A 19,941-nucleotide genomic window follows, 5' to 3' on the forward strand; every position below is an offset into this window, starting at 1 on the left:
CTGCACGGCGCCAATCAATGGCTATCCGACAATCTTGCCCATCCAGCACGAATCCAATGCCTCCCCGAAAATCCGCAAAGAACCAAAAAAAAGGCCGGGACTCGGCCCGGCCTTTCATCGACCCTGCAATCTCAACGCGGCAGCTTGAGGTTCTTCCAGATCGCCAGGCTGGGTTCGGCCTGGTTCAGGGTGTAGAAGTGCAGGCCCGGGGCGCCGCCCTGCAGCAGGCGTTCGCACATCTCGGTGATCACCTGCTCGCCGAAGGCCTGGATGCTCTGCACATCATCGGCATAAGCCTCCAGCTGCTTGCGGATCCAGCGCGGGATTTCCGCGCCGCAGGCATCGGAGAAGCGCGCCAGCTTGCTGTAGTTGGTGATCGGCATGATGCCCGGCACCACCGGGATATCCACGCCCAGCTTGCGTACGCGCTCGACGAAGTAGAAATAGCTGTCGGCGTTGAAGAAGTACTGGGTGATGGCGCTGCTGGCGCCGGCCTTGACCTTACGCACGAAATTGGCGAGGTCCGCCTCGTAACTGCGCGCCTGGGGGTGCACTTCCGGGTAGGCGGCGACTTCGATGTGGAAGTGGTCACCGGTCTCGCTGCGGATGAACTCCACCAATTCGTTGGCGAAACGCAGCTCGCCACTGGCCATGCCCATGCCGGACGGCAGGTCGCCGCGCAGGGCGACGATGCGCTGGATGCCGGCATCCTTGTAGTGGGCCAGCAGGGCGCTGAGCTCGGCCTTGCTGTCGCCGACGCAGGAAAGGTGCGGTGCGGTGGGCACCTTCACCTCGCCGTCCAGCTGCAGCACGGTCTGCAGGGTGCGGTCGCGGGTGGAGCCGCCGGCACCGTAGGTGCAGGAGAAGAAGTCCGGCTGGTAGGTGGCCAGGTTACGGGCGGTGGCCATGAGTTTTTCGTGCCCGGCTTCGGTCTTGGCGGGGAAGAACTCGAAGCTGTAACGGCGTTCTTGCGACATGGAGAAGGTTCCCTTCTCAGCGGCAAGCTCCAAGCTTCAAGCTGCAAGCGAGACTGGCTCGACTTGCAGCTTGCGGCTTGAAGCTTGGGGCTGCGGTTAGTAGCGATAGCTGTCCGGCTTGAACGGGCCTTCGACCGTCACACCGATGTAGTCGGCCTGCTGGCGGGTCAGCTGGGTGACCACGCCACCGAAGCCCTTGACCATTTCCAGCGCCACTTCTTCGTCCAGCTTCTTCGGCAGTACTTCGACGGTCAGGCGCGCGGCCTTGTCGGCGGCCGACAGGTCGGCGAACTTCTGCTCGAACAGGTGGATCTGCGCCAGCACCTGGTTGGCGAAGGAGCCATCCATGATCCGGCTCGGGTGGCCGGTGGCATTGCCCAGGTTCACCAGGCGGCCTTCGGCCAGCAGGATCAGGTAGTCGTCGTTGAGCGGGTCGAAGCCGTCCTTGCCGGTGCGGTGGATCTTGTGCACCTGCGGCTTCACTTCTTCCCAGGCCCAGGTCTTGCGCATGAAGGCGGTGTCGATCTCGTTGTCGAAATGACCGATGTTGCAGACGACCGCGCGCTTCTTCAGCGCCTTGAGCATGCTGGCGTCGCAGACGTTGACGTTGCCGGTGGTGGTGACGATCAGGTCGATCTTGCCCAGCAGGGCGGCGTCGACGCTGGCTTCGCTGCCGTCGTTCAGGCCGTTCTTGTAGGGCGAAACCACTTCGAAGCCGTCCATGCAGGCCTGCATGGCGCAGATCGGGTCGACTTCCGAGACCTTCACGATCATGCCTTCCTGGCGCAGGGACTGGGCCGAGCCCTTGCCCACGTCACCGTAGCCGATCACCAGAGCCTGCTTGCCGGACAGCAGGTGGTCGGTGCCGCGCTTGATGGCGTCGTTCAGGCTGTGGCGGCAGCCGTACTTGTTGTCGTTCTTGCTCTTGGTCACCGAGTCGTTGACGTTGATCGCCGGGACTTTCAGGGTGCCGGCCTTGAGCATGTCGAGCAGGCGGTGCACACCGGTGGTGGTTTCCTCGGTGATGCCGTGGATCTTCTCCAGCATCGCCGGGTATTTCTTGTGCAGGATCTCGGTCAGGTCACCGCCGTCGTCCAGCACCATGTTGGCGTCCCACGGCTGGCCGTCCTTGAGGATGGTCTGCTCGATGCACCACTCGTACTCCTCCTCGGTCTCGCCCTTCCAGGCGAATACCGGGATGCCGGCGGCGGCGATGGCGGCGGCGGCCTGGTCCTGGGTGGAGAAGATGTTGCAGGAGGACCAGCGCACTTCGGCGCCCAGGGCGGTCAGGGTCTCGATGAGCACGCCGGTCTGGATGGTCATGTGGATGCAGCCGAGGATCTTCGCGCCTTTGAGCGGTTGCTGGCCGGCGTACTTGCGGCGCAGGCCCATCAGGGCGGGCATCTCGGATTCGGCGATGATCAGCTCGCGGCGGCCCCAGGCGGCCAGGGAAATGTCGGCGACCTTGTAGTCGTTGAAATCGGCAGGCGTCATGACAGCACTCATGTATGAGTCTCCATTCGTAATGTGCGAATGGGCGCCGTTGATGCGTTTGTCGATCGGACGGGGGCCGACCGGGTCTACGCCCCATCCGAGCCTGACAGGCGGAGCCTGATTCGAATCTGGTCGAGTGCCGCAGAAATACTCTGAGGTCCGCAAGATTCGAAACAGGCACCACTTGCTGCAGCGCCCCTCGGACGGGTGGCGGGAGCGGCCGGAGCTGTGCCGGCCGTTTGAAGCCTGCGGATTATAACGATGCCGGCGGGCAAGCCCAAGGCTTTCCGTCGCCCGCCAGGGCCTCTATGGTTCCCATTGAAAGCCGTGCCGCGACACGCCGCGCCCAGCCCTTCATCATGCGCGGCATCTCACTACCAAGAGGACGATGTATGAATTTCCATACGCGCAAATGGATCAAGCCCGAAGACCTCAACCCCAACGGCACCCTGTTCGGCGGCAGCCTGCTGAAGTGGATAGACGAGGAGGCGGCCATCTACGCCATCATCCAGCTCGGTAACCAGCGCGTGGTCACCAAGTTCATCTCCGAGATCAACTTCGTCAGTTCGGCGCGCCAGAGCGACATCATCGAGCTGGGCATCACCGCCACCGAGTTCGGCCGCACCTCCATCACCCTGTGCTGCGAAGTGCGCAACAAGATCACCCGCAAGAGCATCCTCACCATCGACAAGATGGTCTTCGTCAATATCGGCCCTGACGGCCTGCCGGCGCCCCACGGCAAGACCGAGATCACCTTCATCAAGGACCAGTTCAAGGAATAGGCCGCGCCTTGGCCGGGCTGCCGGTCGTCCGGGCGAGCCGGCCGTCCGGTACCCGCGGCTCGGGGCTGCAGGTCCTGCTCGGCACGGGCCTGGGCCAATACGATGCCGGCGAGAAGGCTGGCAAGGGGCAGGGGAGGCGTCTGTTCATCGGTTTTTTCCTCCAGGCTCGATGGCCCTGTCCTGGCTGTAAGTGCGAGCTGGCGCGGGCGGACCGCGCTTTCACTGGTCTGCGACAAACTGTCGCCAGGCTTGGTATTTGCCGGACAGCTGGGGATACTGTCGCCCGCTTTCAGCCTGACCCGTGACCTGCCGATGAATGCCAAGAAGCTCCTGATCGTTGTCGCCGTCTGCCTGGGCCTTGCCGCCTGCGGTGGCGTGGACCCCAATTCGCCGCTGGGCAAGCGCCAGGCGATCTTCAAGGACATGCTCCGCACCAGCGAAGACCTCGGCGGCATGCTGCGTGGCCGCATCGCCTTCGACGACCAGCGCTTCGCCACCGATGCCACCAGGCTCGACCAGCTTTCCCGCCAGCCCTGGCAGCACTTCCCGCAGATCAAGGAAGGCGACTCCGACAGCGCCGCCCGCGACGACGTCTGGCAGCGCCAGGAACGATTCCAGATTCTCGCCCGCGAGCTGGAAGCCAGTACCGGCCAACTGGCCAGCGCCGCCCAGACCCGTCCGCTGAGCGCCCAGGGCGTCGCGCCGCTGGTGCAGAAGGTGGAAGACAACTGCGAGGCCTGCCACAAGGAGTTCCGCGCCTACTGAGGTGCGGCGAATCCCTCTACGTCTTCGGCGCCGAGCCGCTGCGCCAGCTCACGGACTTCCGGGTGCTGGAAGAACGCCGTGAGCTGACCGGCCCGCGCCGGGCCGATGCCGGCCAGTGCCTGCCAGTCCGCCGATGTCCGCAGGCTCAGTGACGCCCAGTCGCCCACCAGGGCGGCTGGAGTCGTCGTCGGAATACCCAGTGCCCGCAGCCACTGGCCGAACGGCCGGCGGCGGGCTTCGTCGAAGCGCTGCACCAGTTGCGCCGCCCGGCGGTCGCCTATGCCCGGTCGTTGCGTCAGCGTCCGGGCATCCAGTTCCAGCCACTCCAGCAGTCCATCCAGTTCCAGGCGGGCCCAGGTGCCGCGTCCCACGCCCTTCAAGGCCAGCCCCTTGGGGCCGCTCAGCCAGGCCAGGCGGGCGAGGAATTGCTCCGTGCAGCCGTCGGCGGGGCGGAAGCAACTGAGGGCGTGGTACCGGTCCGGTGCTGGCACTTCCACCCGGGGGCGCTGGCTGGCGCGCAAGACCACCGAGTCCAGCCGCGGAATGGTGAGCCCGGCCAGGGCGATGGCCACCTGGTCGCCGGGACGGATATCCAGACTCCGCCAGCGCTCGAGGGAGCCCAGGCCGATACGCTGGATGCGCCGGCCGTCGAGCTCCACCGGCGCCAGGCGCAGCAAAGGCGTGACCCGGCCGGTGCGGCCCACCTTGAACTCCACCGCGCGAACTTCCGCCAGCGCCTTGGCAAAGGGATATTTCCAGGCCACGGCCCAGTTCGGCGGCTCTGCCCGCCATTGCCGCGCGGCCGGCCGTCGGCTTTGGCGAACGACGATGCCGTCGCTGGCGAAGGGGAGGGGCGAGCGGTACCAGTGTTGGCGCCAGGCCGCGATGTCCTCGGCACTGTGCACCGGCCGGGTCATCTCGGCGACGCTGGCGAAGCCCATGGTTTGCAGGCCCTGCAGACGGTCGTCCATCCGCTCCGGTCCGTCCGGCCAGTCCCAGACGAAGAGACCGATTCCGGCGGCATCGTCCGTGGCCAGGTCCTGGCGATTGAGCAGCCCGGCCACCTTGCCGCGGGCGCCCCGGCCACCCTGGGTGGCCTGCACATGGGCGTCCAGCCGCCAGTAGAGTTCGCCCTGCAGCACGCCATCGCCAATGGCCGGCAGCTGGCCGGGTATGGCGGCGATGCGCCAGGCCTGACGGGTCCAGTCCTGCCCCTGGCTGCCGTCGCCCCGGCTGATGGCCTGCACCAGTCGCCCCTGCCGGTAGACCAGCGTGATCGCCACGCCATCCACCTTGGGCTGTACCCAGAGGTCGCGCCGCTGGCCCATCCAGCGGCGCAGGTCGTCGATGTCCCGCAGCTTGTCCAGGCCGCTTTGCGGCACCGGGTGAAGGGTCTTGCCGGTGCTTCCCGCCAGTGGATCGCGAACCGGCGGCGCCACCTCGGGGAAGCAGGCGCGCAGCTGTTCCAGGCGGGAGCGGGCCTGATCATAGAGTTCGTCGTCCACCGCCGAGCGGCCCTGGGCGTGATAGGCCAGGTCCCATTCGGCGATGCGGCTGTCGAGTGCGGCCAGCTCGGTGCTGGCACGGCCCGCTGGCCAGTCGGGGCAGCCATTGGCCAGGGCGGGGAGGGTGACGCAGAGAAAGGGCAGGGCAATCCAGCGGTGCATGGCGAGCCTCCTTGCTCGTTGGGGAGGCGACCACTCTAGTATTCCGGCTTGTGGGAGCGTGCCGAACCGGTTGTCTGTTCGGGCGCCGCTGAATGTGGGGCGATGGGTATCGCTACGCTCGCGGCACGCCGCCCGACCCATCCAATGGGGCTGCGCCTTGTAGGACCTTTGGCGCGCCCAACAAAAAGCCCCGCACTTGGCGGGGCTTCCTGTTTCGGCAGGGCTTAGAGGCCTGCGGCGGCGCGCAGGGCTTCGGCCTTGTCGGTGCGTTCCCAGGTGAATGCGGTGAAGGTGTCGTCACCGTAGGTCATTTCATAGGGGTTGCGACCGAAGTGACCGTAAGCCGCGGTGGGCTGGTACATCGGGTGCAGCAGGTCGAGCATCCTGGTGATGGCGTACGGACGCAGGTCGAAGTGCTCGCGAACCAGTTGGACGATCTTGTCGTCGCTGATCTTCCCCGTGCCGAAGGTGTTGATCGAGATGGAGGTCGGCAGGGCCACGCCGATGGCGTAGGAAACCTGGATCTCGCAACGCTCGGCCAGGCCGGCGGCGACGATGTTCTTGGCCACGTAGCGGCCGGCGTAGGCAGCGGAACGGTCCACCTTGGACGGGTCCTTGCCGGAGAAGGCGCCGCCGCCGTGGCGGGCCATGCCGCCGTAGGTGTCGACGATGATCTTGCGACCGGTCAGGCCGCAGTCGCCCACCGGGCCGCCGATCACGAAGGTGCCGGTCGGGTTGATGTGGAACTGGGTGTCCTTGTGCAGCAGTTCGGCCGGGATCGCGTGTTTGACGATCAGTTCCATCACACCTTCGCGCAGGTCGGAGTACTTCACGTCGGGGTTGTGCTGGGTGGACAGCACGATGGCGTCGATGCCGACTACCTTGCCGTTCTCGTAGCGGCAGGTGACCTGGCTCTTGGCATCCGGACGCAGCCACGGCAGCAGACCGGATTTGCGGGCTTCGGCCTGGCGCTCCACCAGACGGTGGGAGAAGCAGATCGGGGCGGGCATCAACACGTCGGTTTCGTTGCTGGCGTAGCCGAACATCAGGCCCTGGTCGCCGGCGCCCTGGTCTTCAGGCTTGGCGCGGTCGACACCCTGGTTGATATCAGGGGACTGCTTGCCAATGATGTTGAGGATGCCGCAGGTGGCGCCATCGAAACCGACTTCGGAGCTGTTGTAGCCGATGTCGATGATGACCTTGCGCACCAGTTCTTCCAGGTCGACCCAGGCGGAGGTGGTCACTTCGCCGGCGATGATGGCGACACCGGTCTTGACCAGGGTTTCGCAGGCGACGCGGGCGTGCTTGTCCTGGGAGATGATGGCGTCGAGGACGGCATCGGAAATCTGGTCGGCGATCTTGTCCGGATGGCCTTCGGACACGGATTCGGAGGTAAACAGGGAGTATTCGCTCATCTATCGGTTTTCCTATTAGTTACCGGTGGGTGAGTTCGCTTCGTGAGTCCGGTTTGGCGAAGTGCCTCACCTGAATCTGAAAGCCGTTTCGCAAGCCAATGTAGAGGCTCTCGCCGGGCGTGAGCCCCGCGGCATTGGCCCAACGGGCCAGGTCATCCTGTTCGAAGCCCAACCATAGATCGCCGCAGGCCTCCCTGGCCCAACTCTGGTTGTGGCTGCACAACTCGGTCACCAGCAGGCTGCCGCCAGGCTGCACCCGCTGGGCCAACTGTTTCATCGCATCGGCCGGCGCCGCGAAATGGTGCAGGACCATGTTCAGCACCACGCAATCGGCGGCCGCCTGCTCGTCATTCAGGGCATCGGCGAGCCTGAGTTCGACGTTGCCGAGGCCTTCCTCGCTACAGCGCATCCGCGCCAGCTCCAGCATCGCCACACTGTTGTCCAGCGCGGTGACGTGGGCAAAGCGCCGGGCCAGGTCCGGCAGGAAACCGCCGTCGCCGGGGCCGACTTCCAGCGCCGTGGCGCCGGAGGGAAAGCCCAGGGCATCGAGCAATGCCAATACACTTTCACGGTATTGCGGCAGTCCTGCGATCAGGTCCTGCTGTGCCTGGAATTTTTCCGCCGCGCGGGCGAAGAAGTCGCGGCTGACAGCTGCGCGCTGGGCGTGCACCTCGGCTATCCGCGCACCGATCTCGGCCGGCAGCTCGAGTTCGTCGACCTCGGCCAGCAGGGCCGCGTGCAGGGTGCCGCCGACCCGCTCGTTCTGCGCCAGTGCGCGGCGATAGAAGATCGCATTGCCCTCGCGCCGCGTGGCCACCAGGCCTGCCTGGGCCAGTACCTTGAGGTGATGGCTCATGCCCGACTGGCCGGTGGCGAAGATCTGTGCCAGTTCCAGCACGCCGAAGGAGTCGTTGGCCAGCACCCGCAGCACGTTCAGCCGCAGCGGATCGCCGCCGGCCTTGCACAGGGCGGCCAGCTCGTCGCTGTCGTCATGACGGATCTGGGGTACGCGCAGGCTCATAGGGGGCGCAGTCTAGCCCCCGTCCCCCGAGGTCGCAATGCCAATATCAAAAAGTTTTGATATTGGCTGATCGGCGGTCGGTGGATATTTCTCGACCCCTTCGGCCCACTGCGGCGGGACTTTCGCACCGCCTGCGGCGAAACTGCGACCATCTGTGATTGCCCGCGACCTGCCGGCTGGGCGAAAATGGCGGCCTTTTTTCGATTAGCCGTCTATTCAGACCTGCAGGAGATAAGCGATGCCCAGCCGTCGTGAGCGTGCCAATGCCATCCGTGCCCTGAGCATGGATGCGGTGCAGAAAGCCAACAGCGGCCACCCCGGCGCCCCCATGGGTATGGCCGATATCGCCGAAGTGCTCTGGCGGGATTACCTGCAGCACAACCCGAACAACCCCGAATGGCCCAACCGAGACCGCTTCGTGCTGTCCAACGGCCACGGCTCGATGCTGGCCTACTCGCTGCTGCACCTCACCGGCTACGACCTCGGCATCGAAGACCTGAAGAACTTCCGCCAGCTGGGCAGCCGCACCCCGGGCCACCCGGAATACGGCTACACCGCCGGCGTCGAGACCACCACCGGTCCGCTGGGCCAGGGCCTCGCCAACGCCGTTGGTTTCGCCATCGCCGAGAAGACCCTGGCCGCGCAGTTCAACCGTGACGGCCACAGCATCGTCGACCACAACACCTACGTGTTCCTCGGCGACGGCTGCATGATGGAAGGCATTTCCCACGAAGTCTGCGCCCTGGCCGGCACCCTGGGCCTGGGCAAGCTGATCGCCTTCTACGACGACAACGGCATCTCCATCGACGGCGAAGTCCACGGCTGGTTCACCGACGACACCCCCAAGCGCTTCGAAGCCTACGGCTGGCAGGTGATCCGCAACGTCGACGGCCATGACGCCGACGAGATCAAGACCGCCATCGAGACCGCACGCAAGTCCGGCGACCGTCCGACCCTGATCTGCTGCAAGACCGTGATCGGATTCGGTTCGCCGAACAAGCAAGGCAAGGAAGAGTGCCACGGCGCGCCGCTGGGCAATGACGAAATCGCCCTGACCCGCGCTGCCCTGGGCTGGAGCCATGCGCCCTTCGAAGTCCCGGCCGAGATCTATGCCGAGTGGGACGCCAAGGCCGCCGGCGCTGCCCGCGAAGCTGCCTGGAATGAGCGGCTCAACGCCTATGCCGCCGCTCATCCGGAACTGGCCGCCGAGCTCCAGCGCCGCATCAAGGGCCAGCTGCCGGCCGACTTCTCCGCCAAGGCCGACGCCTACATCGCCGACGTCGCCGCCAAGGGCGAAACCATCGCCAGCCGCAAGGCCAGCCAGAACGCCCTGAACGCCTTCGGCCCGCTGCTGCCGGAGTTCCTCGGCGGTTCCGCTGACCTCGCCGGCTCCAACCTGACCCTGTGGAAGGGTTGCAAGGGCGTGACGGCCTCCGACGCCTCCGGCAACTACCTGTACTACGGCGTTCGCGAGTTCGGCATGAGCGCCATCATGAACGGCATCGCCCTGCATGGCGGCTTCATTCCCTATGGCGCCACCTTCCTGGTGTTCATGGAATACGCCTGCAACGCCGTGCGCATGGCCGCCTTGATGAAGAAGCGCGTGCTCTTCGTCTACACCCACGACTCCATCGGTCTGGGTGAAGACGGCCCGACCCACCAGCCGGTCGAGCAACTGGCCAGCCTGCGCTGCACCCCGAACCTGAACACCTGGCGTCCGGCCGACGCGGTGGAATCCGCCGTGGCCTGGAAGTCCTCCATCGAGCGTAACGACGGCCCGAGCGCGCTGATCTTCTCCCGCCAGAACCTGCCCCACCAGGCACGCGACGCCGCCCAGGTGGCGGACATCGCCCGCGGTGGCTACGTACTGAAGGACAGCGAGGGCGAGCCCGAGCTGATCCTGATCGCCACCGGCTCCGAAGTCGGCCTGGCCGTGCAGGCCTGGGACAAGCTCTCCGCCGCCGGCCGCAAGGTGCGCGTGGTTTCCATGCCGTCCACCAACCTGTTCGACCAGCAGGACGCCGCCTACAAGCAGGCCGTGCTGCCGGTGCAGGTCGGTGCGCGCATCGCCATCGAGGCCGCACATGCCGATTTCTGGTTCAAGTACGTAGGCCTGGAAGGCCGCGTCATCGGCATGACCAGCTTCGGTGAGTCGGCCCCGGCCGCCGCGCTGTTCGAGCACTTCGGCTTCACCGTCGACAACATCGTCGCCACCGCCGAAGAACTGCTGGACGTCTGACCCTCATCGTAGGAGCGAGCCTGCTCGCGAAGCTTTTGTTTCGCGAGCAGGCTCGCTCCTACAGGGTTTCCTTCCCCCCAGCCCTGCGAGCGCCCCATGCCCAGCAATCGCCCCTTCAAAGTCGCCCTCAATGGCTACGGCCGCATTGGCCGCTGCGTGCTGCGCGCGCTCTACGAACGCAGTAACGGGGCGAACTTCGAAATCGTCGCGCTGAACGACCTGGCCGACCAGGCCAGCATCGAATACCTGACCCGCTTCGACTCCACCCATGGCCGATTTCCCGGCGAAGTTCGGGTGGACGGCGATTGCCTGCATATCAATGGCGATAGCGTGAAGGTGCTGCGCCACGCCGAGCCCGAGGGCATCGACTGGGCCGCCCTGGGTGTCGACCTGGTGCTGGAATGCTCCGGCCAGTACACCCATCGCCAGGACGCCGAGCGCTTCATCGCTGCCGGCGCACCGCGGGTACTGTTCTCCCAGCCCATGGGTGGCGAGGCGGACATCGACGCCACCATCGTCTACGGGGTCAACCAGGACAGCCTGAGCGGCACCGAGAAACTGGTGTCCAACGCCTCCTGCACCACCAACTGCGGCGTGCCCCTGTTGAAACTTCTCAACGAGTCCGTGGGTCTGGAGTACGTCTCCATTACCACCATCCACTCGGCGATGAACGACCAGCCTGTGATCGACGCTTACCACCACGAAGACCTGCGCCGCACCCGCTCGGCATTCCAGTCGGTGATCCCGGTGTCCACCGGCCTCGCCCGTGGCATCGAGCGCCTGCTGCCGGAATTGGCGGGGCGCATCCAGGCCAAGGCCATCCGTGTGCCCACGGTGAATGTCTCCTGCCTCGACATCACCCTGCAGACCGCCCGCGACACCTCGGCCGCCGAGATCAACCAGGTGCTCCGTGACGCCGCCGAGAACGGCCCGCTGAAGGGCCTGCTGGCCTACACCGAACTGCCCCACGCCAGTTGCGATTTCAACCACGATCCCCACTCCGCCATAGTCGACGGCAGCCAGACCCGCGTGTCCGGCCCGCGCCTGGTCAACCTGCTGGCCTGGTTCGACAACGAATGGGGCTTCGCCAACCGCATGCTCGACACCGCAGACCACTACCTGCGTGTTTCCGCTGTTTCTCGTTAACAACCAGCCCCCGTGAAGGACTGACCCCATGACCGTGTTGAAAATGACCGACCTCGACCTCCAGGGTAAGCGCGTGCTGATCCGTGAGGATCTCAACGTGCCGGTGAAGGACGGCGTCGTCAAAAGTGATGCGCGCATCCTCGCCTCCCTGCCGACCATCAAGCTGGCACTGGAGAAGGGCGCGGCGGTGATGGTCTGCTCCCACCTGGGCCGTCCCACCGAGGGCGAGTTCTCCGAAGAGAACAGCCTCAAGCCGGTGGCCGACTACCTGAGCAAGGCCCTGGGCCGCGAAGTGCCGTTGGTGGCCGACTACCTCGGCGGCGTGGACGTGCAGCCTGGCCAGGTGGTGCTGTTCGAGAACGTGCGCTTCAACAAGGGAGAGAAGAAGAACGCCGATGAACTGGCCCAGCAGTACGCCGCCCTGTGCGACGTCTTCGTGATGGACGCCTTCGGCACCGCCCACCGTGCCGAGGGTTCGACCCACGGCGTGGCCAAGTTCGCCAAGGTGGCCGCTGCCGGTCCCCTGCTGGCCGCCGAACTGGACGCCCTGGGCAAGGCCCTGGGCAGCCCGGCGCGCCCGATGGCCGCCATCGTCGCCGGCTCCAAGGTTTCCACCAAGCTGGACGTGCTGAACTCGCTGAGCCAGATCTGCGACCAACTGATCGTCGGTGGCGGCATCGCCAACACCTTCCTCGCCGCTGCCGGTTACAAGGTCGGCAAGTCGCTGTACGAGGCTGACCTGGTGGACACCGCCAAGGCCATCGCCGCCAAGGTCAGCGTGCCGCTGCCGGTGGACGTGGTGGTCGCCAAGGAATTCGCCGAAAGCGCCGCCGCCACCGTCAAGCTCATCAGCGAGGTGGCCGACGACGACATGATCCTCGACATCGGCCCGCAAACCGCCGCGCAGTTCGCCGAACTGCTGAAGTCGTCGAAGACCATCCTCTGGAACGGTCCGGTCGGCGTGTTCGAGTTCGACCAGTTCGGCAACGGCACCAAGGCCCTGGCCCTGGCCATCGCCGAAAGCCCGGCCTTCTCCATTGCCGGTGGTGGCGACACCCTGGCGGCGATCGACAAGTACGGCGTGGGCGAGCAGATCTCCTACATTTCCACCGGTGGTGGCGCCTTCCTCGAGTTCGTCGAAGGTAAAGTGCTGCCTGCCGTGGAAGTGCTGGAACAGCGCGCCAAGTAAAACGGCCTAAACCATGGCAGGGCTCCGTGGTCCCTTTAACAGGGCCCGCAAAAAGGAGTGCCTGCCATGCGCCACGTTGCGATTCTGCTGATCCTGGGGGCTGCGCTCCTGGGTTGTGCGGGTGGTAGGCCTTCCAGTGCCTGTGAAGTGATCAGCCCGCCGCAGGTGATAGTTCCGGGCAACCAGGACGACCAGCGGGTGGAAGCGCAAGGCAGCGGAGAACCGCCTGGCGATGGTAACGAAGGGGGGCAGCATTGCCCCTGACGATGGACATGTGGCGGAGCCGCATCAAGGAGTAGGGATGAAAGGCCCGTTCGCCCTGGCGACGCTGGCCCTGCTGGCAGGTTGCACCAGCCAGCAGGCGGTAGAGGATCACTGGACCCGCTGGGTCTGTGACAGCCAGACCGAAGTGCTGTGGCGCTTCACCGATGCAGACAAGGAAAGCGTCGACCTGCGACTGGGTGGCGGCGATATCGTCCACCGCCTGAAGCAGGAGCCGTCGGGCTCCGGAGCCCTGTACAGCGACGGCAACCTGGCTTTCCACACCCAGGGTGATGAAGGCCTGGTCTACTGGGTAGCCACTGACGACCTGATAGGTCGCGGCTGCACGGCGCCCTGAGCTGATTTTGATTTTCCCCGAGGTCGGCGGATGACCGCTCCTCCCCGGGAACTTGAACCCGGCCCGCCCCTGCGGCAGGCTTTGCAATCTGACAGCCCACCCACTCGGGAGACTGAAACACCATGGCACTCATCAGCATGCGCCAGATGCTGGACCACGCCGCCGAATTCGGCTACGGCGTCCCGGCTTTCAACGTCAACAACCTGGAACAGATGCGCGCCATCATGGAAGCGGCCGACAAGACCGACTCCCCGGTGATCGTGCAGGCTTCCGCCGGTGCCCGCAAATACGCCGGCGCCCCCTTCCTGCGCCACCTGATCCTGGCCGCCATCGAAGAATTCCCGCATATCCCGGTGTGCATGCACCAGGACCACGGCACCAGCCCGGACGTCTGCCAGCGCTCGATCCAGCTGGGCTTTTCCTCGGTGATGATGGACGGCTCCCTGCGTGAAGACGGCAAGACCCCGGCCGACTACGACTACAACGTCCGCGTGACCCAGCAGACCGTAGCCTTCGCCCACGCCTGCGGCGTATCCGTGGAAGGCGAACTGGGCTGCCTGGGCAGCCTGGAAACCGGCCAGGCCGGTGAAGAAGATGGCGTCGGCGCCGAGGGCATCCTCGACCACAGCCAGATGCTGACCGACCCGGAAGAGGCCGCCGACTTCGTCAAGAAGACCCAGGTCGACGCCCTGGCCATTGCCATCGGCACCAGCCATGGCGCCTACAAGTTCACCAAGCCGCCGACCGGCGACATCCTCGCCATTGACCGCATCAAGGAAATCCACAAGCGCATCCCCAACACCCACCTGGTGATGCACGGTTCTTCCTCCGTGCCGCAGGACTGGCTGGCGATCATCAACGAGTTCGGCGGCGACATTAAGGAAACCTACGGCGTGCCGGTCGAAGAAATCGTCGAAGGCATCAAGTACGGCGTACGCAAGGTGAACATCGACACCGACCTGCGCCTGGCTTCCACTGGCGCCATCCGTCGCTTCATGGCGCAGAATCCGGCCGAGTTCGATCCGCGCAAATACTTCGCCAAGACCGTCGAAGCCATGCGCGACATCTGCATCGCCCGCTACGAAGCCTTCGGCACCGCCGGCAATGCCTCCAAGATCAAGCCGATCTCCCTGGATGGCATGTTCGCGCGCTACGCCAAAGGCGAGCTGGCCGCCAAGGTCAACTGATCCCACGGCCTGCACGAGGAGCCCCGCAATGCGGGGCTCTTTCGTATCCGGCACAAGGAGTTTTCGATGCGCCTGCCCCTGACGATGGGCTTCGTCCTGCTGCTCGCGGGCTGTGCCGGCCAGCCGCCGGTGGCTCCCGCGCCTCCGCCGGAGCCAGTTTCCAGCGACCCGCAGCAGTGCCTCGACCGCACCGACTGCACCACCAAGACCTCGCGCACCTTGATGTTCGTCTTCGACTACGCCGAGGCGGGCGGCGCCCTGGTGCAGCGCAAGGGCGACTGGCTGTTCACGCCCTCGGCGGCCAAGCCATCCGGCTGGCCGTCGCTGAAGATCCGCCTGGCAACCCCGCCGGCCGGACGTTTCGAGTTCGCCAGCCAGTGCCCGGCGGGGAACTGTCGGATCGGTGAGGCCGACCTGCTCAGGGTCTATCGGAGTTACCTGGGGGATGAGCCTTGCGCGCTGACGGATGCGAAGGCATTGGCACGGTGCCTGGAGCCGTCTGCCCTCTCCCCCAGCCCCCGCTCCGCGCCCCAGCCGTGATCGCTTCGCGATCAGGCGCTCGCAGGCACCGGAAGCGGTGCTTCCAAAGGCGTGCCTGTTCGCCCCTGAAGGGAGAGGGGCTGGGGGAGAGGGTTGCTCACAGCCCCCGATGCTCGATCTTCAGGTTGTAGAAGGTCGCCGCCCCCGCCTCGGTCTCGTACCCCGTGTTGTCCTGGGCATAGACCCCAGCCTTGAAGTACAGCGGCTTGGGGGCCCATTCCGAGCTCAGCTGCTGGCTCCACAGGCTGCTGTTGACCATGACACTGAGCTGGCCATTGGGCGACAGGTCGATCACATAGCTGAAGCGCTGGTTCAGGGGAATGCCGCTGAGCAGCGGAATCACGGTGCTGGTTTCGTCGTTCGGGCTGTTGCGCACCTTGGCGACTATGTTCGCGGTGTTGGTCTTGGTCTTGAACTGGTACTCCAGCTTGATCAGCGGGCTGGTGCTGCCGTAGGCATGGATCTGGCCGATCACGACCTTCCCGGTGGAAGGCACCTGGCTCACGCTCAGGTTGGCGCTCAGCACATTGTCGGCGCCGGCGTAGGTCCAGTTGCGCAGCCTGCCGTCGGCGTAGGTCTCGCGCAGTTCGGTGCGCGGGTAGCTGGCGTTGGCGGTGGTGGTGCCGTTGACCGGCGTCCAGAAGAACAGGCTGTCGGTGGTGGGCTGGAAGAATTGATCCCGGTAGCCGCCAAGCAGCGCCGGGGTTTCGATGGTGATGGCGGGTTCGCCGACGGGCAGCGTGAGATTCCAGGTAGAGAGGTCGATCATGACTGAGTTCTCAAAAAGAACTTTCAGTCGGGCGCTGCGTATCCTCGTCGCTGCTTTTCGCTGTGACGGCGTGCCGGCCAGTTGCGCTCGAACTAAAAGTGAAGGTTGCTGTTGGCAGTTGCCCGCCGTGTCGTCCGAAGGCGTTTGGGGCCATCTCGCAAGCGCTTTATAAGGCCTGTCCGAGCGCCTGTCAGGCGCTGCTCGTCACGTTGTTGGCGTCAATTTTTTGATATTTTCCACGATGGCCAGTATTGCGCTATCGGCCTCTGCCTGAGTGCCGTACAACGGGCGGAAAGGCCCGTCCTTGATGGATAAGGAAAATTTACGGCGGCGGGCGCCGGTTTTTTGGAGCGGTCCGGTTCCCGGAGCGAAAATCCAGAATAAATTATCAGACGAGCGGTATGGATAAAAATGCTGGAATCATTGTCCTCTCGCTTCGGGCGTTGTGCCGGAGGTTGCGCAGGCGATTGGCGCGACCGGTCGTTCCGGCGCCCGTGGCGGAACGCGGTCGGGTAGACTGTCGCCCTTTTCGACTGTCGACCGCCGCACCATGACCGCTCTCAAGTATCTCCGGGGTTACCCCGCCAGCCTGCAGGAGCAGGTGGCCCAGATGATCGCGGCCGGCCGTCTCGGGGACTACCTGGAGCGTCGCTATCCGGGGCGCCACGAGGTGCAGAGCGACAAGGCGCTGTACAGCTATGCCATGGCCCTGAAGCAGGAACACCTGCGCAACGCCCCGGCGCCGGACAAGGTGCTCTATGACAACAAGCTGGACGTGGTGCACAAGGCCCTCGGCCTGAACACGGCGATCTCGCGGGTGCAGGGCGGCAAGCTCAAGGCGAAGAAGGAGATCCGCGTCGCTTCGCTGTTCAAGGACGCCGCGCCCGAGTTCCTCAGCATGATCCTGGTCCACGAGCTGGCGCACCTGAAGGAGCGCGACCACAGCAAGGCCTTCTACCAGCTCTGCGAGTACATGCTGCCGGGTTACCACCAGCTGGAGTTCGACCTGCGGGTGTATCTCACCTGGCGTGAGCTCGAGGGCTGAGGGGGGCGCCGGCTGCTAGGCTCAGAGGAGCAGCCGACCGAGGTCCGCGGGCATGTGTCCGACCTACCGCATCCTCTGCGTCATTCTCTGGGTGCTGGGCCTGGTCCCCTTCGCCGGCGCCCGTGACTTGCTTGCCGTCGGCACCGAATTCCCCGGTATCTATGCCCGGGAAGCCGACGGCGAGATCAGTGGGCTAGGGGCGGATGTACTGCGCGCGGTGGCCAGGGAACTGGGCGACCAGGTGCGTTTCGAAGTCTACCCCTGGGCGCGCGCGCAGAAGCTGGTGCAAGAGGGGCGCGCCGACATCCTGGTCGGGCCCTATCGCACCGCCGCGCGGGAGCGGCGCTTCCAGTTCGCCGAGCCCGGTTTCTATCGCGACCGCGTGGTCTTCTACGCCCGCAGGGATACCACCAGCGCCTGGGACGGTAGCCTGGCCAGCCTGCAGGGAAGACGTATCGCGATCATCCATGGCTGGAGTTACGGCGAACGTTTCGAGGCCATGCGCGGCCAGCTCGACCTGCATGTCGCGCCCTCGGTCGAACTTGCCCTCAAGCTGCTGATGGCCGGCCGCGCCGATCTGGTGGCGAGCAACGAACGGGACTCCCTGCCACGCATCGACGAACTTGGTATTGGTGGGAAAGTGCGCCGCCTCGATCCGGCGATCGATACCCAGGTCGGCTATTTCGCCCTGCCCAGGGGCGAGTCCCACCGCCAGCTGCGTGACGACATAGGCCGGTTGCTGCGCAAGATGCGAACCGATGGTCGGCTGGAGAGGCTCGCCAAGCCCTACGGCGTGCCGCTGCCCTGAGCAGACTGTCCAATTGCTTTGCAGCGCCCATGGGCGAGCGCGCTGGCGACGGCTACACTCCCGCCAAAAAAAGGGAGAGCCGAATTGAGCGCAGCAGAGTCGGATTATTCGATCTACCGCAGGGTGGTCACCCAGTTGATGAACGGTGAGGAGCAGCTGCCCAGCCTGCCGATGATCACCCTGGATATCCGCCGCGCCCTGGCCGATCCCAACGTCACTGTTGCGCGGCTGAAACAGGTCATCAGCAAGGACCCGGCACTCAGCGCCCTGCTGATGAAGCACGCCTCCAGCATCATGTTCCGCTCCACCCTGCCACCCAAGACTCTGGAGGACGTGATTCGCCTGCTCGGCCTGCAGGAGGTGGACCGCATCACCCTGGTGCACAGCCTGAAGAGCCTGTTCACCCTGCACAGTGCCGCGCACAAGCAATTGTTCATCGGCGTCTGGGGCCGCTTGACCCGCCAGGCCAGCATCAGCGCCGTGCTGGCACGGCCCCTGGGCTTCCCCTCGGCGGACCACGCGCTGCTGGCCAGCCTGCTCAGTGACGTGGGCGAACTGGCGGTGCTCTCGGCGTTCAAGGACGCCAGCCAGGTCCCGACCCCGGATGTGTACGCACGGCTTTGCCGCGAGTACGGCAAGTCCCTCGGCGTGATCGTGCTGAAGAAGTGGGCGGTGGATGAAGGCTACATCGACGTGGTGCGCAGCGCCGGTCAGTGGGACGCCGGCAGCGGCAGCCGGGTTGATCTGATCGACCTGGTCAACCTCGGTCTCTACCACGCCCTGCGCAACGAAGGCCGCTTCGCCCTGCTGCCCCCCATCGTCGAGCTCGCCGCCTACCGCAAGCTGGCGCCGCCCCAGGATACGCTGGATGCCGGCGGCGGCCTGGCCCTGGTTTCCGCCCAGCAGGACGCCATCCAGCGCATGGCCAGCCTGCTGCGCTAGAGCCCGCACCTATACTCAGGCGTACCTCCGTGCCGCGGGTGTTCCATGCGCCTCTTCGTGATGCTCTGTCTCAGCCTGTGCCTGGCCTGGGTGCAGCCGCTCCCGGCCGCGGAGCAGTGGCGGGTGGCGGTGGCCGAGGTGCCGGGGCTGGCCGAGGCGGACGGCACCGGCCCGCTGCCGGACCTGGTCCGTGCCCTCGATGAACAGCTGCCGGATATCGACTTCGAACTTCAGATCACCCCCTTCGCCCGCACCTTCAACCTGCTGCAGAACGCGCAGTGCGAGTTCCAGGTGCCTTTTCTCGGCAACCTGCCGCGCCTGCCGGGCGGGCTGCGCTATGGCTCGGGGACCTTGTGGCAGGTGCGCTTCGGTCTTTTCACCCGGCGCGCCAATGCCCTCAGCGTCGCCCAGTTGCTCGACCCGGCCCATGTGCTCACCGCCGAGCGCCTGGCTGCCAGCGGTCTGGGCGCCGCGCAGCAGGCGCAGCTGAGCCCGCTGCTCGGGCGCAGCTGGCGCCTGGACGAACTGCAGGAGCAACTCGCCGCACCGACCGTCGACCCGGCCCTGCGCAGCCTGGCCTATCCCTACAGGGTCGAGACCGATCGCGCCCATGCGCCCTGGCTGGGTTTTCCCGCGCTGTCCGGCAACAGCATCGAGAGCAGCCTGCAGAAACTGGTGCGCGGACGCATCGATGGCTATGTGTTCGCGGTTCTGGAAACCGAGCACGAGGTCGACCGCCTGGGACTGCGCGCCCAGCTCAGGGTCCAGGACTTCGGCCTTTACCCGGTAAGGTGGCTGGTGGCGGACAACCCGCGCGGCAAGTGGGTGGACCAGCGCCTGGCCGAAGCCCTGCGCAAGCTCCAGGCGCAACCCGCGTTCCAGCGCCTGCAGGCGCCGCTGAAGGCGCCTACCGACGACTGGAAGCCCTGGCCCTGATCCGTACGGGCGAAATCAGAGTTTCCAGAAAGGCTTGAGTGCTTCCTCCTGGGCCTGCTCGCGGGTCAGGCCGACGTCGCGCAGCAGGCGAGCATCCAGTTCCAGCAGGGCTCGGCGGGTATGCAGGCGCATCCAGAAGCGGTCCCAGCGGTTGCCCGGCAGCGGTGGCGCCAGGGATACAGAGTCGCGCTGCTCCCGTTCCAGTTCCCGTGCGTGGAGAGTCAGGCGTACATCGCTCAGGCCGTTCATCATCGCGTTCCTCATGCCCAGTGGTGATTGGGGTGGAGTCATGATGGCGGTCGGACGGGTCTCAATACAGATTCACGATCTGTATATTTCTTTCATACAGATTGCGTGTTTTTCTATCTGAATCTTCAATTCAAGGACCATCTGTACTGGT

Annotated in this window: 19 protein-coding genes and 1 riboswitch; of the genes, 12 read left to right on the top strand and 7 right to left on the bottom strand. The window is 65.5% G+C overall.

Translation table 11 applies throughout. The annotated features are described in order from the left end of the window. Positions 1-131: 131 nt before the first annotated feature. Both metF and ahcY read right to left on the bottom strand, forming a co-directional pair. Positions 132-977: a methylenetetrahydrofolate reductase [NAD(P)H] gene (gene metF / locus E8F11_RS24025; RefSeq protein ID WP_280291416.1), complete on the bottom strand. Its 846-nt coding sequence runs from the start codon at positions 975-977 to the stop codon at positions 132-134. Between the two features lie 96 nt (positions 978-1,073). Continuing rightward, on the bottom strand, positions 1,074-2,483 hold the full coding sequence (gene ahcY / locus E8F11_RS24030) for an adenosylhomocysteinase (protein WP_280291417.1): 1,410 nt from the start codon (positions 2,481-2,483) through the stop codon (positions 1,074-1,076). 22 nt (positions 2,484-2,505) lie between these two features. Then, positions 2,506-2,678, bottom strand: a riboswitch (S-adenosyl-L-homocysteine riboswitch). Between the two features lie 185 nt (positions 2,679-2,863). On the opposite strand from ahcY, the gene E8F11_RS24035 reads away from it, so the two are divergent. Together E8F11_RS24035 and E8F11_RS24040 are read left to right on the top strand one after the other, a co-directional pair. Then, a complete protein-coding gene (locus tag E8F11_RS24035) occupies positions 2,864-3,253 on the top strand; it encodes a hotdog domain-containing protein (protein WP_280291418.1) in 390 nt (129 codons plus the stop codon). Positions 3,254-3,565: 312 nt separating this feature from the next. After that, positions 3,566-4,018 (top strand): cytochrome c, encoded by a 453-nt coding sequence (locus E8F11_RS24040; protein WP_280291420.1) that lies wholly within the window; start codon positions 3,566-3,568, stop codon positions 4,016-4,018. Here E8F11_RS24040 and ligB read toward each other — a convergent pair. The 3 genes from ligB to E8F11_RS24055 form a co-directional block, all read right to left on the bottom strand. Continuing rightward, positions 4,012-5,685 (bottom strand): NAD-dependent DNA ligase LigB, encoded by a 1,674-nt coding sequence (gene ligB / locus E8F11_RS24045; RefSeq protein WP_280291421.1) that lies wholly within the window; start codon positions 5,683-5,685, stop codon positions 4,012-4,014. The genes E8F11_RS24040 and ligB overlap by 7 nt on opposite strands. Before the next feature lie 224 nt (positions 5,686-5,909). After that, positions 5,910-7,100: a methionine adenosyltransferase gene (gene metK / locus E8F11_RS24050; protein ID WP_280291422.1), complete on the bottom strand. Its 1,191-nt coding sequence runs from the start codon at positions 7,098-7,100 to the stop codon at positions 5,910-5,912. Between the two features lie 19 nt (positions 7,101-7,119). Beyond that, positions 7,120-8,121 (bottom strand): metalloregulator ArsR/SmtB family transcription factor, encoded by a 1,002-nt coding sequence (locus E8F11_RS24055; protein WP_280291423.1) that lies wholly within the window; start codon positions 8,119-8,121, stop codon positions 7,120-7,122. Between the two features lie 238 nt (positions 8,122-8,359). Between E8F11_RS24055 and tkt the strand changes: the two genes are divergently transcribed. The 6 genes from tkt to E8F11_RS24085 all read left to right on the top strand — a co-directional run bounded on the left by tkt (position 8,360) and on the right by E8F11_RS24085 (position 15,041). Next, on the top strand, positions 8,360-10,360 hold the full coding sequence (gene tkt, locus E8F11_RS24060) for a transketolase (protein WP_280291425.1): 2,001 nt from the start codon (positions 8,360-8,362) through the stop codon (positions 10,358-10,360). A gap of 96 nt (positions 10,361-10,456) precedes the next feature. Beyond that, positions 10,457-11,506, top strand: coding sequence for an erythrose-4-phosphate dehydrogenase (epd, locus tag E8F11_RS24065; RefSeq protein ID WP_280291426.1), 1,050 nt, complete (start codon positions 10,457-10,459; stop codon positions 11,504-11,506). 28 nt (positions 11,507-11,534) lie between these two features. Beyond that, positions 11,535-12,695, top strand: a complete 1,161-nt coding sequence (locus E8F11_RS24070; protein WP_280291428.1) for a phosphoglycerate kinase — start codon at positions 11,535-11,537, stop codon at positions 12,693-12,695. A gap of 301 nt (positions 12,696-12,996) precedes the next feature. Further along, on the top strand, positions 12,997-13,314 hold the full coding sequence (locus tag E8F11_RS24075) for an MliC family protein (RefSeq protein WP_280291429.1): 318 nt from the start codon (positions 12,997-12,999) through the stop codon (positions 13,312-13,314). A 122-nt stretch (positions 13,315-13,436) separates the two neighbouring features. After that, the gene (gene fba / locus E8F11_RS24080) at positions 13,437-14,501 is read left to right on the top strand and encodes a class II fructose-bisphosphate aldolase (RefSeq protein ID WP_280291430.1); all 1,065 of its coding nucleotides are present in this window, start codon (positions 13,437-13,439) and stop codon (positions 14,499-14,501) included. 66 nt (positions 14,502-14,567) lie between these two features. After that, complete coding sequence (locus E8F11_RS24085; protein ID WP_280291431.1) at positions 14,568-15,041, top strand: hypothetical protein; 474 nt, start codon at positions 14,568-14,570, stop codon at positions 15,039-15,041. Between the two features lie 97 nt (positions 15,042-15,138). Here E8F11_RS24085 and E8F11_RS24090 read toward each other — a convergent pair whose 3' ends face one another. Then, positions 15,139-15,810: a polysaccharide lyase family 7 protein gene (locus E8F11_RS24090; protein ID WP_280291432.1), complete on the bottom strand. Its 672-nt coding sequence runs from the start codon at positions 15,808-15,810 to the stop codon at positions 15,139-15,141. Between the two features lie 550 nt (positions 15,811-16,360). On the opposite strand from E8F11_RS24090, the gene E8F11_RS24095 reads away from it, so the two are divergent. The 4 genes from E8F11_RS24095 (at position 16,361) to E8F11_RS24110 (ending at position 19,541) form a co-directional block, all read left to right on the top strand. Continuing rightward, positions 16,361-16,855, top strand: a complete 495-nt coding sequence (locus E8F11_RS24095) for a M48 family metallopeptidase (RefSeq protein WP_280291433.1) — start codon at positions 16,361-16,363, stop codon at positions 16,853-16,855. A 52-nt stretch (positions 16,856-16,907) separates the two neighbouring features. Continuing rightward, positions 16,908-17,663, top strand: coding sequence for a transporter substrate-binding domain-containing protein (locus E8F11_RS24100; RefSeq protein WP_280291434.1), 756 nt, complete (start codon positions 16,908-16,910; stop codon positions 17,661-17,663). An 84-nt stretch (positions 17,664-17,747) separates the two neighbouring features. Next, a complete protein-coding gene (locus E8F11_RS24105; RefSeq protein WP_280291435.1) occupies positions 17,748-18,605 on the top strand; it encodes an HDOD domain-containing protein in 858 nt (285 codons plus the stop codon). Between the two features lie 45 nt (positions 18,606-18,650). Beyond that, positions 18,651-19,541 carry a hypothetical protein gene (locus E8F11_RS24110; protein ID WP_280291436.1) on the top strand — a complete coding sequence of 297 codons (891 nt, stop codon included), beginning with the start codon at positions 18,651-18,653 and terminating at the stop codon, positions 19,539-19,541. Between the two features lie 15 nt (positions 19,542-19,556). Here E8F11_RS24110 and E8F11_RS24115 read toward each other — a convergent pair whose 3' ends face one another. Continuing rightward, complete coding sequence (locus tag E8F11_RS24115) at positions 19,557-19,790, bottom strand: DUF1127 domain-containing protein (protein WP_280291437.1); 234 nt, start codon at positions 19,788-19,790, stop codon at positions 19,557-19,559. Between the last annotated feature and the right edge of the window lie 151 nt (positions 19,791-19,941).

Origin of the sequence: Pseudomonas sp. BN417 (assembly GCF_029871205.1) — a bacterium.
Classification (GTDB): domain Bacteria; phylum Pseudomonadota; class Gammaproteobacteria; order Pseudomonadales; family Pseudomonadaceae; genus Metapseudomonas.